Origin of the sequence: Nocardia sp. NPDC051463 (genome assembly GCF_040681975.1) — a bacterium.
Taxonomy (GTDB): Bacteria; Actinomycetota; Actinomycetes; order Mycobacteriales; family Mycobacteriaceae; genus Nocardia.
Window position 1 is genome coordinate 54,270 of sequence record NZ_JBFBAB010000020.1, and the last position, 11,969, is coordinate 66,238.

The 11,969-nt window shown below is 65.7% G+C and carries 13 protein-coding genes; 8 read left to right on the forward strand and 5 right to left on the reverse strand.

The features are described 5' to 3' along the window. Positions 1 to 74: 74 nt before the first annotated feature. Positions 75 to 806: a TetR/AcrR family transcriptional regulator gene (locus AB0M74_RS23950; protein ID WP_366528505.1), complete on the forward strand. Its 732-nt coding sequence runs from the start codon at positions 75 to 77 to the stop codon at positions 804 to 806. A 2-nt stretch (positions 807 to 808) separates the two neighbouring features. On the opposite strand, the gene AB0M74_RS23955 is transcribed toward AB0M74_RS23950, so the two are convergent. Next, positions 809 to 2,689 carry an ABC transporter ATP-binding protein gene (locus AB0M74_RS23955; RefSeq protein WP_366528506.1) on the reverse strand — a complete coding sequence of 627 codons (1,881 nt, stop codon included), beginning with the start codon at positions 2,687 to 2,689 and terminating at the stop codon, positions 809 to 811. A gap of 217 nt (positions 2,690 to 2,906) precedes the next feature. Between AB0M74_RS23955 and AB0M74_RS23960 the strand changes: the two genes are divergently transcribed. Both AB0M74_RS23960 and AB0M74_RS23965 read left to right on the forward strand, forming a co-directional pair. Next, entirely contained in the window at positions 2,907 to 5,723 is a 2,817-nt protein-coding gene (locus AB0M74_RS23960) for an FAD-binding and (Fe-S)-binding domain-containing protein (protein WP_366528507.1), read from the forward strand. 371 nt (positions 5,724 to 6,094) lie between these two features. Then, positions 6,095 to 7,030, forward strand: coding sequence for a DNA-3-methyladenine glycosylase 2 family protein (locus AB0M74_RS23965; RefSeq protein ID WP_366528577.1), 936 nt, complete (start codon positions 6,095 to 6,097; stop codon positions 7,028 to 7,030). Positions 7,031 to 7,203: 173 nt separating this feature from the next. Here AB0M74_RS23965 and AB0M74_RS23970 read toward each other — a convergent pair whose 3' ends face one another. Further along, the gene (locus tag AB0M74_RS23970; RefSeq protein WP_366528578.1) at positions 7,204 to 7,410 is read right to left on the reverse strand and encodes a hypothetical protein; all 207 of its coding nucleotides are present in this window, start codon (positions 7,408 to 7,410) and stop codon (positions 7,204 to 7,206) included. Continuing rightward, on the reverse strand, positions 7,410 to 7,697 hold the full coding sequence (locus AB0M74_RS23975) for a hypothetical protein (RefSeq protein ID WP_366528508.1): 288 nt from the start codon (positions 7,695 to 7,697) through the stop codon (positions 7,410 to 7,412). Before AB0M74_RS23975 ends, AB0M74_RS23970 begins: the two co-directional genes overlap by 1 nt. Before the next feature lie 444 nt (positions 7,698 to 8,141). Here AB0M74_RS23975 and AB0M74_RS23980 point away from each other — a divergent pair, with 444 nt between their 5' ends. Genes AB0M74_RS23980 through AB0M74_RS23990 form a run of 3 tightly spaced genes read left to right on the forward strand, consistent with a single transcriptional unit; the run spans position 8,142 to position 9,458 of the window. Next, the gene (locus AB0M74_RS23980) at positions 8,142 to 9,029 is read left to right on the forward strand and encodes a helix-turn-helix transcriptional regulator (RefSeq protein WP_366528579.1); all 888 of its coding nucleotides are present in this window, start codon (positions 8,142 to 8,144) and stop codon (positions 9,027 to 9,029) included. Continuing rightward, positions 9,026 to 9,223 carry a DUF397 domain-containing protein gene (locus AB0M74_RS23985; protein WP_366528509.1) on the forward strand — a complete coding sequence of 66 codons (198 nt, stop codon included), beginning with the start codon at positions 9,026 to 9,028 and terminating at the stop codon, positions 9,221 to 9,223. Before AB0M74_RS23980 ends, AB0M74_RS23985 begins: the two co-directional genes overlap by 4 nt. 13 nt (positions 9,224 to 9,236) lie before the next feature. Beyond that, positions 9,237 to 9,458, forward strand: coding sequence for a DUF397 domain-containing protein (locus AB0M74_RS23990; protein ID WP_366528510.1), 222 nt, complete (start codon positions 9,237 to 9,239; stop codon positions 9,456 to 9,458). Between the two features lie 589 nt (positions 9,459 to 10,047). On the opposite strand, the gene AB0M74_RS23995 is transcribed toward AB0M74_RS23990, so the two are convergent. Next, positions 10,048 to 10,233 (reverse strand): hypothetical protein, encoded by a 186-nt coding sequence (locus tag AB0M74_RS23995; protein WP_366528511.1) that lies wholly within the window; start codon positions 10,231 to 10,233, stop codon positions 10,048 to 10,050. Positions 10,234 to 10,347: 114 nt separating this feature from the next. Between AB0M74_RS23995 and AB0M74_RS24000 the strand changes: the two genes are divergently transcribed. Beyond that, positions 10,348 to 10,638 (forward strand): barstar family protein, encoded by a 291-nt coding sequence (locus tag AB0M74_RS24000; RefSeq protein ID WP_366528512.1) that lies wholly within the window; start codon positions 10,348 to 10,350, stop codon positions 10,636 to 10,638. A 340-nt stretch (positions 10,639 to 10,978) separates the two neighbouring features. After that, complete coding sequence (locus AB0M74_RS24005; RefSeq protein ID WP_328407623.1) at positions 10,979 to 11,176, forward strand: hypothetical protein; 198 nt, start codon at positions 10,979 to 10,981, stop codon at positions 11,174 to 11,176. 45 nt (positions 11,177 to 11,221) lie between these two features. On the opposite strand, the gene AB0M74_RS24010 is transcribed toward AB0M74_RS24005, so the two are convergent. Beyond that, complete coding sequence (locus AB0M74_RS24010) at positions 11,222 to 11,968, reverse strand: succinate dehydrogenase/fumarate reductase iron-sulfur subunit (RefSeq protein WP_366528513.1); 747 nt, start codon at positions 11,966 to 11,968, stop codon at positions 11,222 to 11,224. Between the last annotated feature and the right edge of the window lies 1 nt (position 11,969).

Here is an 11,969-nt window from a genome sequence, read left to right on the forward strand (position 1 = left end):
CTGTACGCATAGGTGTCGAGCGTTCGCAATTGGGAACGTTGTGCGCCATGCTGGCGGCATCGAAAGGAGTCGACATGCCCGTCGAGAAGCAGCAGGTCGGATCGGTCTGGACACGCCCGCGGCGTGGCAGGGAACAGCCTGCGCTGACCAGGGAGCAGATCGTGGCGGAGGCAGTCGCGCTATTGGATGCCGAAGGCATGGAAGCGCTGAGCATGCGTCAGCTCGGCGCTCGTCTCGATGCGGGCGCTACCTCGCTGTACCGGCATGTTGCCAACCGCGACGAGCTCATCGAACTGGTCGTCGACGAGGTGTACGGCGAGATCCGGGTCCCCGAGATCGAGGCGGGGGCGCAGTGGCGCGCGGCCACCGAGCAGTGCGCGGCGAGTCTGCGGGCGATGATTCTGCATCATCCGTGGATGGCCTCGACGCTCGGTCAGGTCGGCCTGTCGTACCTGGGCCCGAATGTCATGCGGCTCAATGACCGCATGCTCGCGCTGTTCGAAGTCGGCGGATTCGCGGTGGATGAACGCAGTGACGCCATCGGCACCGTCATCGGCTACGTCATCGGCATCGGTATCAGCGAGGCCGCGTGGCTGACCTTGCTGACCCGCAGCGGTCAGACCGAGGCCGAACTGGTCGCCAGCCTGCGGCCCGCCGCCGAGCAGGCCGCCACCGACTACCCGAGATTGCGGCAGACGGATGCGACCGGCACGTGGAACCAGGAACCGGCGGTCGCGCGCGACCGCCAGTTCACCTACGGGCTCGATCGAGTCCTGGACGGACTGGAATCCCGGCGCAACCGCTGACCTCAGGCGGCGACGGTGACGGGGTCCTCCGCGAACTGGGTGCGATACAGCTCGGCGTAGCGTCCATCGGCGACCAGCAACTGAGTATGCGTGCCGCGCTCCACGATTCGGCCGTCCTCCAGCACCAGGATCTGGTCGGCGGCGCGAATCGTGGACAGCCGGTGCGCGATGACCAGCGCGGTCCGCCCGGCCAGCGCTTCGGAAAGTGCTTCCTGGACGGCGGCTTCGGAGGTCGAATCCAGCGAGGCGGTGGCCTCGTCGAGGATTACCACCCGCGGCTGCTTCAACAGCAGTCGTGCGATGGTCAGACGCTGGCGCTCGCCACCGGAGAGTCGGTAGCCACGCTCACCGACGACAGTGTCGAGTCCGTCCTGCAGTGAGTCCACCAGAGTGCGTAACCTCGCCCGATCCAGGGCATCCCACAGCTCGTCTTCGGTCGCCTCCGGACGTGCGAGCAGCAGGTTGGCGCGGACCGTGTCGTGGAACAGATGCCCATCCTGGGTGACGAGCCCGACCGTCTCGCGGATCGAGGTCGTGGTCAGGTCGCGCACGTCGGTGCCGTTCAATCGCACCGCGCCGCCGTCCACGTCGTAGAGCCGGGAAACGAGCTGGGCCACAGTGGACTTCCCCGCGCCCGAGGACCCGACCAGTGCGACCAGCTGACCGGGCTCGGCCCGCAGCGACACCTGGTGCAGCACCTCCACCCCGCCGCGACTGTCCAGCGTCGCAACATCTTCCAGCGAGGCCAGCGACACCTTGTCGGCGGAGGGATAGCCGAAGGTGACATTGTCCAACTCCACCGCGACCGGTCCTTCGGGCACCGCGACGGCCCCCGGCGCGTCCTCGATCAGCGGCTTGAGGTCGAGCACCTCGAACACCCGCTCGAAACTCACCAGCGCGGCCATGACCTCCATCCGCGCGCTCGCCAGCGCGGTCAGTGGGGTGTAGAGCCTGGTCAACAACAGCGACAGCGACACAACCGCGCCCGCGTCCAGCTGGCCGCGCAGGGCGTACCAGCCGCCGAGTCCGTAGACCAGCGCGAGCGCGAGCGCGGAAACCAGCGTGAGCGAGGTGACGAACACGGTCTGCAGCATTGCGGTGCGCACGCCGATATCGCGCACCCGGCGGGCCCGCAGCGCGAACTCGTCGGACTCCTGCTGCGGTCGGCCGAACAGCTTCACCAGGGTCGCGCCCGGCGCGGAGAACCGCTCGGTCATCTGCGTGCTCATGGCGGCGTTGAGACCTGCCGCTTCGCGTTGCAGACCGGCGAGCCGGTTGCCCATGCGACGGGCGGGAATCACGAAGACCGGGAGCAACACCAGCGCGAGCAACGTGATCTGCCAGGAGATCCGCACCATCACCGCGAGCGTGAGCGCCAACGTCACCAGATTGGTCACCACCCCGGAGAGGGTGTCACTGAATGCGCGCTGCGCACCGATCACATCACTGTTGAGCCTGCTGACCAACGCCCCGGTCCGCGTCCGCGTGAAGAATGCCACCGGCATCTTCTGCACATGATCGAACACTGCCGTGCGCAGATCGAGGATCAGCCCCTCACCGATCCGCGAGGACAGCCACCGCACGATCACGCCGAGCGCGGCGTCGATCACCGCGAGCCCGCCGATCACGAGCGCGAGGGTGACCACCACCCGCGGCGCAGCGCCGCCGACGATGTCGTTGACCACCCGCCCCGCCAGCACCGGCGTGGCCACCGCAAGTAGTGCGGAAACCACACTGAACAGCAGGAACGCGCTGATCCGGCGCCGATGCGGCCCAGCGAATCGCAGAATCCGCTTGGCGGTGGCCAGCCGGAACGGCCGCTGTTCATCGGGCGCGTTCATCCGCCGATACATCTGGCTGTAAGCCACCGACTCGATACTCACGTCGTAACTCCCTCTCGCTCCCCACCCATCAAACCTCTGGCCACCGACACTAAGACCTCAACAAAGGTTTAGAGCAAGCCCATTCCCGCCTCCCGGCACCCGATGCACCCGCACTGCTCGGTGGAACTCCGGTGGACGAGCCTTTCCGGCCCGTCTTCAGCTGAGCGTGGAAGTGTGGATACGGCAGACCACCCACCACCGCACCTAGGCTGACGAAGTGACCGAGGACCGAATCGCACAGGCGCTGCGGGGCAAACTCCGCGGCGAGGTCGACGCGTCCGCGCGCCGCCGTGCGGAGTACTCCTCGGATGCTTCGAACTATCGCGTCCTCCCCGCTGCGGTGGTATTTCCGCAGATTGAGTCGGACGTCGCGGCCACCATCGACTTCGCGCGCGACAACGGATTGCCGGTGACCGCGCGCGGCGCGGGAACCTCGGTGGCAGGCAATGCGATAGGCCCCGGGATCGTGCTCGACTTCAGCAGGCACCTGAACTCGGTCCTGGAACTGGACCCGCAGCGCCGGGTGGCGCGGGTTCAGCCGGGAGTGGTGCTCTCGGAGTTGCAGCGGCGAGCTCGTCCGCACGGCCTGCGATTCGGACCCGATCCATCGACCGAGAATCGGTGCACCCTCGGCGGCATGATCGGCAACAACGCTTGTGGACCCCATGCTCTCGCCTGGGGCCGCACTGCGGACAACGTGCGCGAACTGCGCATCCTCGACGGGTCAGGTGCGCAGCGAATCCTCGCGGCCGATCCGTCCGCAGTTCCCGGACTTCCCGAATTCACCAGGGCGAGCCTCGCGGTGATCCGCACCGAGCTCGGCAGGTTCGGTCGGCAGGCATCCGGCTACGGCCTCGAACACCTACTGCCGGAGCATGGGTCGGCGGTCGCGAAATCGTTCGCAGGCACCGAGGGCACCTGCGGACTGCTGCTCGAGGCCACCGTCGACCTGGTCGCACTGCCGCCGGCCACGGTGCTCACGGTGCTCGGGTATCCCGATATGGCATGCGCGGCGGACGATGTGGCCGCGGTGCTGGCGTGTTCCCCCATTGCGGTCGAGGGTATCGATGCGCGGCTCGTGGATATCGTGCGCGTGCATCGCGGCGCACGCGCAGGCGCGGTGCCCGATCTGCCGCGGGGCAGCGGCTGGCTGTTTGTGGAAACAGCGGGGGAGAACCTGGCCGAGGCCCGGGCCGCTGCCGAGCGGTTGTGCCGATCGGTCGGTGCGCTGGAATCACGAATCGTCACCGATCCCGGGGTAACCAAGGCACTCTGGAATATTCGGGGCGAAGGCGCAGGATTGGCAGGTCGTACCCCGGACGGCCGGCCGGCCTGGCCCGGCTGGGAGGATGCCGCCGTGCCGCCCGAGCGGCTCGGCGCCTACCTGCGTGATTTCCGCGCGCTGACCCGACAGCACGGTGTGGACGGTCTGCTCTACGGCCACATCGGCGATGGCTGTATCCACGTCCGCTTGGATCTGCCGATCGCGGACGCCCCCCAACGCTTTCGTGCCTTCCTGTTCGATGCCGCGGAACTGGTGGTCGGCTACGGCGGCTCGCTGTCGGGTGAACACGGCGACGGCCGCGCCCGCTCGGAACTGCTCACGGTCATGTACTCCCCGGCCGTGCTCGACGTATTCGCGGGGTATAAGGCGCTATTCGACCCGGGCAACATGCTGAACCCCGGCGTCCTCGTGGCGCCACGGCCGGTCGAGGATGATCTGCGCCTGGTCGGACTACCCAGCACTCCACGGGTCGATGGTTTCGCCTTTCCGCACGACGGCGGCGACCTCGCGTCCGCGGTCCACCGATGCGTCGGCGTCGGCAAGTGCCGCGCGGATACTCGCCCGAGCGGCGGTTTCATGTGCCCGTCCTACCTGGCCACCGCGGACGAAAAAGACAGCACCCGGGGCCGAGCCCGCGTACTGCAGGAGGTCGTGCGTGGCGCGCTGCCGTGGTCGTCGGAGGCCGTCGCGCAGTCGCTCGATCTGTGCCTGTCCTGCAAAGCATGTCGTTCCGATTGTCCTGCGGGCGTCGACATCGCCACGTACAAGTCGGAGGCGCTCTACCGCCGCTATCGTCGCCGTCTGCGCCCGATCGATCACTATGCGCTCGGGTGGCTGCCGCGGTGGACGGCTGTCGCGAACCGGATGCCACGCGTCGCGAATCGGCTGGCCGATGTCGGGTGGCTTCGTCGGATAGGGCTGCGCGCCGCCGGAATTGATCCGCGTCGTGAGCTGCCGCGGTTGGCGGACCGCAGCTTTCGCCGGCTCTGGCGGGAGATGAACGGGCAGGTCGAGGCCGTCTCATCCGCTGCCGATCCGAGCGCGGCCGAGCGCGAGGTGATGCTATGGATCGATACCTTCACCGACGCCTTCGCACCTGAGATCGCCATCGCCGCAGCGCAGTTGATGGCATCTCTGGGCTATCGGGTCCGGATACCCGAGCGCACTGTGTGCTGCGGCCTCACCTGGATCAGCACTGGGCAGTTGGATGGCGCGCGTGCCCGATTGCGCGCGACCTTGGCCGCGCTCGACGAGCATGTGCGCAAGGGCGGGATCATTATCGGCCTCGAGCCGTCGTGCACCGCGGTGCTGCGCTCGGACCTGCTCGAGCTACTGCCGGAGGATCCGAGGTCGGCGGCCACCGCCGCAGCCGTGCGCACGGTGGCGGAGTTCTTGGCCGAGCAGCCGCAGTGGTGTCCGCCGCAGCGGCACGGTCGGCCGGTTGTGGTGCAGCCGCATTGTCATCACCACGCGATTCTCGGATTCGATGCGGACCGTCGAGTATTTGCCGCAATGGGAGTCGAGGTGACCGAGATCACCGGGTGTTGCGGCCTTGCGGGGAACTTCGGAATGCAATCCGGCCATTACGAAATATCGGTGGCGGTCGCCGAGAATGGTTTCTTACCCGCATTGCGTGGCGCGCAAGACGATTCGATCTTGATCGCCGACGGCTTCTCGTGCCGTACCCAAGCCGCGCAGCTCGCCCACCGGCAGAGCCGACACCTAGTGCAATTCCTACTGGAAGAGTGAGGCTTTCGCGCACCCGCCACGCCTATCTTGGCGAGCGCGCACAGCCCTCAGCTGCCGAAAGGCAGCGTGCCGGGCGGAATGTGGTAGCCCGAGCTACCAGCGGAGACGCCACCCCAGGCGTTGAGCAACCAGTTGAGCACATTGGTGATCATTCGAAATCCTCCATCATGGCGACTGTCGATCGTTCGCGCATCGGCTGCGATATCGCCACATTGATTTGTCACGTTACAAAATAGCGGGGAGCAGCGATGATGCCGAATCGATATCGGGCATTGCCGGTAAATGTCGATGTGACTCCCGTAACTACTGGCCCAACGCCCGATCACGCTCCGCCCGATCCGGCCGCGCACAATGGACTGGTGCGCAAACAGATGGCCGAGCCGGGAGTGAGCCGAGACGGGCTGACCCGCACGGTGACGGCCGTGCAGCCCATTGATCTCGCACCGACCCTCGCCCCCCTGTCGCGTGGCCGAGGCGACCCCTGTCATCAAGTGACATCCGACGGCGCACACTGGCACGCGTCGCGAATGCCGACTGGTCCGGTCACCTACCGACTCGTCCAGTCGGGCCTGTGTTCGGCACAAGCTCACGCGTGGGGCGCGGGCGCGGCCGAGTTCCTCGATCGCCTCGACCACATGCTGTGTCTCGACGAGGACCTCTCGGAGTTCGCCCCCGCACATCCGAAGCTCCTCGACGCCCACCGCCGCTTTCCCGGTCTACGGATGCTGCGCACCGGTCTGGTCTTCGAGGCGCTGGTGCCCGCGGTCCTGGAGCAGAAGGTGCACACTGTCTCCGCCCGTGCGTCGTGGCGGAAGCTGGTGCGGCAGTTCGGTTCGCCGGCGCCGGGTCCCGCGCCCGCGGGCCTGCTGCTTCCTCCGGACGCCGATACCTGGCGGTGCATTCCGTCCTGGACGTTCCATCGTGCGAATGTCGGTCCGCAACGTGCGCAGACGATCGTCCGCGCGGCCCGGCTCGCGGATGCGCTGGAGCAATCGGCCGCCCACGATCCGGTCGAGGCCGCCCGCCGCCTGCAGACTGTGCCCGGGATCGGTGTGTGGACCGCGGCCGAGATCGGCCAACGCGCCTTCGGCGACGCCGACGCGTTGTCGGTCGGCGACTACCACCTGGCCGCAGTCGTCGGCTGGACGCTGCTCGGGCATCCCATCGATGACGCCGCCATGGTCGACTACCTGGAACCACTACGCCCGCACCGCTATCGGGCGGTTCGTTTGCTGGAGATCAGCGGCCATGCCCACAAACCGAAGTTCGGACCGCGTACCCCGCTCACCGATCACACCTGGCACTGAGGCCCGCCGCGCGGGATCGCATCGGTGGACGCGACCCCGCGCGCCCCCGTGACCGCTGCCGGGTCGCGACCGAGGTCCGGGGTGATGGCACTGCGACGGCGCACCGGCCGAACAGTGTGAGAGAAGGAGGGATGCAGCGCGAGGAATACAGGCGAGGCGCGGTCGAGCGTCGGTCAGCACGGCAGCGCGCGCTCGTCGAGCACGCATCTGCCCGCTTCGACCAGCGTGGTGCGGGCCCTGCGGCGGACGCGGCAGCAATCGACGGTGCAGTCGATGTGCAATTGCATTGCGGCGTGCGCTTGTTCGTTTGTCATGATGCCGGGGTCGCGTCCGCAGATCAGCAGTCCGGCAACATGCATGTTCAGATTGGGCAGCTGCATCACGCGACCTCCGCCCGGCGTCCGTCGGCCCGGAGTCGGCGCGGATGGAGCGTGGTCGGCTCGTCCCACGGCGATTGCCGGACGGCCATCCCGACGGCCTCCAGTGCGGTAAGACCGACCGCGTCGGCGAGCTCGCCGACCGTATCCAACAGGGCTGGCACCACTTCAGCAACCCGCAGTGCCGCCACCGCCTGCGCGCAGGTCAGTGTGCGGCCGGGCAGATAGGAGACCACCCAGCTCTCCTGGCCGACGCTGCGGGCCCTGTGCGAGGTCAAATCGCTGGTCATCAAGGAAGACGCTATGACATGTACGGCCATGACTCCTCGTTCCTGGTGCGATTCAGTTGGTGTGCCTGGAGGTGTCGCAGTGCGAGGGGACAGGATCTGCTCGGCTCCGGGCACACTTCTAGCACATCATTCAAGTGCGGTTCAGGCGGCGTCCTTGGTGGATATCCAAGGATTTGAGGCGAATTCCCAGCACGAAATCCAGCTGGGAGGGGAGGATTCTCCATAGTGGACGAAAGAGCCCTCTGCCCAAGCAAAGTGACGGGAACCGAGCTTGTGGGTCGCCCCGGACTGCCCGTTGGGTGAGGGTCCGAGCGCAGAACGGAGCGTGCTGTGTCAGTGAGTTCAGCAGGAACGTCGGCGAGTTCGGCCCGATCATCGGCAAGTTCGGAAGCATCTTCGAACGGATCCACGAGTTCCGCAAGAGCGTCAGGGGGTTCGGATCGACTGTCCACCGACAGCGCATCGTCCACACTACCCAGGCGCCAGCTGGGCAGATATCTGCGTGACTGGCGCACCCAGGCGGGACTGACCATCGCCGAAGCATCCAAGCTCATGGAATGGGGCGCAAGTACCCTGCAGCGCTTGGAAAAAGGCCAGGCCGACCGCATCCGCACCATCGATATTCAAGAGCTCTGCCGCATCTACGGCATGCCCGACGAACTCGCCGACGGCCTCAAGGGCCTCGCTCAGCAGGCGGCCGTCAAAAGCTGGTGGCACGCCTACGGCGATCTGATCCCCGAAAACTTCGACGTCTATGTCGGTTTGGAGGCATCCGCGCAGCAATTGACCTCCTACCAATCCGAACTGGTCCTTGGCCTGCTGCAGACCGCCGACTACGCTTTGGCGCTCAATCGACTCGGCTACCCGAACGATTCCGACGCGGAGCTGGATCGGCGCGTGCAGCTACGGTTGCAACGCCAGGCATTGATCACCAGGAGGGTCTCACCTGCCACCGTCGATGTGGTGCTGCACGAGTCGGTGTTGCACCGTGTGGTCGGTGGTGCCAAAGTGATGGCGGCGCAGCTACGTCATCTTGCCGATTTCAGTACCCACGAAAACATTTCACTGCGTATCCTGCCGTTCGCGGCCGGTGTTCCGCTCGGGGTTTCCACCGGCCCGTTCACGGTTCTGGAGTTCGGAACAGATAGCAAGGGCCAGCCGATCGAACCGCCGGTGGTCTACGCAGAGGGTTTCACCGGGGACCTCTACCTCGAAAGATGTGCTGATGTACGGCGGTACGATCGGGCTCACGAGTGCCTCCAGCGCTGCGCGCTGGATATTCAACCCAGTAGACACCTGTTGCGACAGGTAGCGAAGGAGTATGTGGCATGAGTACGGATCTGGTTGGTGCGCAGTGGTTCAAGAGCACGCGCAGCGGCGCGGGCAAGGACTGCGTAGAAGTGGCATTCCTCGATAGCGGCCGGATCGGCGTCCGCGACAGCAAGAATCCCGGTGGACCCGCGCTGTTGTTCACCCAGGGCGAGTGGGACAGTTTTACCGCACGCGTGGTGAGTGGCGATTTCTGAAGGAGTCCGAATCGTGAGCATCGATCGTGGTTCAAAGGTTGATCTGACCGGCGCGGTCTGGCGTAAGGCAGGCAGTGGCACCGGCAAGGACAGTGTGGAAGTCGCCCTGCTCGAGGAAGGCCATGTCGGTCTACGCGACGGCAAGAATCCCGACGGCGATGTACTGATCTTCACCCCCGGCGAGTGGGCCGCATTCACCGCGGGCGTGCACGACGGCGAGTTCGACCGGCCGTAGTTTTGGCAGCGCCTTCGGCGCTGCGGGTTCGCGGCCCCCTTGGTCTCGCTTCCGAGCCGTCGAGACTTGCGCCTTCGGCGCGTGCGCTTCGACGGCTCGGAAGCGAGACGGGCCGCGAACTCTAGTGCTCGGTCTCGCTTCGCTCGGAAGGTGTCGTCGTGCCGAGTGGGGGCGTTGGTCGTTGAGGTTGCGGCCTTGGTGGATGCGGTGGGGTCGTTCGGGAGGTGTGAAAGGCCCCGAACTCTGGTGCTCGGTCTCGCTTCGCTCGGAAGACATCGTCGTGCCGAATGGGGACGTTGGTAGCCGAGCCTGCGACTTTGGTGGATGCGGTGGGTTTGGCATGAAGGTGGGACGGGCCGGCAACTCTGGTGTTCGATCTCGCTGCGTTCGGAAGGTGTCGTCGTGCCGAGTGGATGTGTTGGTAGCCGAGCCTGCGACCTTGGTGGTGTAGTGGGGCTGGTGTGGAGGTGGGTGGCCGGCAACTCTGGATGACTGATTCTGCGGCCGCATCCCGCAGCCGCTTGTTGTAGCCGGATTGTTCGGGCAGGTACTGGAACAGATGCGTGAGGTGCTCATGAGCGTGCCGTAATCATCGGGCCTCGGAGGTGAACCCGAGCAGGGCCTGCATCACCGACAACGTCACCAACTCCGCGTCGCTGAGTCGAGGCGTGAATCCGATCTCCGGACGCCACGGTGCCAGGTCGGGAGCGGCCTGCAACAGGTCGTCGATCTTGACATAGCGTGCTGTTGCGAGGGTGTTGATGTCGTTCGTCACCACACGATCTTGAACACCCTCGCTCAATCCTCTTGCCGCGACACCTTGCCGCCCAACCTATTTCGGACCGCTACCTCCACTCCAACCGACTGTCGAACTGGAAGCAACACCACCATGCGCGTCACCATCGACGGGACACAGATCTGGACCCACGCGGATCTGCACAACGCTCTGTGGGACCCCCTCGCTTTCGGCGCTTACTACGGGCACAACCTGAACGCCCTGTGGGACCGCCTGACCACCGACGTCGAACGTCCGGTCGAGATCGTCTGGGAGAACTCCGGGGTCAGCAGAGAACAGATGGGCGTCGAAGCGTTCGAAGCGATCGCCTCCGTGCTGATCGAAGCCGCCCAGCGCGATGAGTTGAACCCGGTGGACAAGAGGCTCACGGTGCGCTTCGCCTGACGGGTGAGCGACGGCGAACGCACGTTGGCTCACGTCCGGGACTCGCGGGAACCACGCAAACCCCAGTTTGGCGACAGACCCTGAGCGCGGCCTGACTGACGCAGGCCGTTCTTGACGTTCTCGAGCACCGCTGCACCCACGCCATGATCACCCCTGGGAATTACTCATTTAGTGCTCAGTCTCGCTTCGCTCGGAAGGCACCCTCCTGCCGAGGGGGCGGCCGGCTACGCCTGACGCAGGATGTGTGACCTGAGGGGTGGAGGGTTTTGATCACGAAACGGCGGAGATTCGGCAACAAAATTGTGTTTGCCCGGGCTAAATACCGGGTAGACAAGAATTTGTGGACCGTGGGCTCAAGAATTCCCACCCCCGGTACAAGAAATTGCGGCCGGGCGATTGGGTGGAATGGCTGATCGTTGCGCTGCTATTCGCGGTGTCAGCGGTAGGGGTGTTCGTCCTCACCAGTTCGTTCTTGTCGGCGTTGTTCGTCGGTGTGCTGGTGTGGGTCGTCGCTGTCGGGGTAGTGGCAATGTTGTAAGGGTGCCCACCGGCCGGGTCGACCCGGCCGGTGGGCACCTCGCGCTCAGCGTCGGAAGAGCTTGTTGCCCAACCAGACCAGTGGGTCGTACTTGGTGTCGGCCACGCGTTCCTTCATCGGGATCAGCGCATTGTCGGTGATCTTGATGTGTTCCGGGCAGACTTCGGTGCAGCACTTGGTGATATTGCAGAGTCCGAGACCCTGTTCTTCCTGCGCGAGGTCACGGCGATCGGCGACGTCGAGCGGGTGCATCTCCAGTTCGGCGATCCGCATCAGGAAGCGCGGCCCCGCGAAGGCGGCCTTGTTGTCCTCGTGGTCGCGCACGACGTGGCAGGTGTCCTGGCACAGGAAGCATTCGATGCACTTGCGGAACTCCTGCGAGCGCTCGACATCGACCTGTTTCATCCGGTAGTCACCGGGCTTCAGATCGTCGGGCGGCGTGAACGACGGTATCTCTCTGGCCTTCTGGTAGTTGAAGGCCACGTCGGTCACCAGGTCCCTGATCACCGGGAAGGTGCGCATCGGGGTGACGGTGATGAGTTCCTCCGGCTGGAACGTCGACATCCGCGTCATGCACAGCAGCCGCGGTCGCCCGTTGACCTCGGCGGAGCACGAACCGCACTTGCCCGCCTTGCAGTTCCAGCGCACCGCGAGATCGGGCGCCTGGGTGGCCTGCAGCCGGTGGATGATGTCGAGCACCACCTCGCCCTCGTTCACCTGTACGGTGAAATCCTGCAGCTCACCGCCGTCGTTGTCGCCGCGCCATACGCGGAAATTGGCGTCGTAACTCATT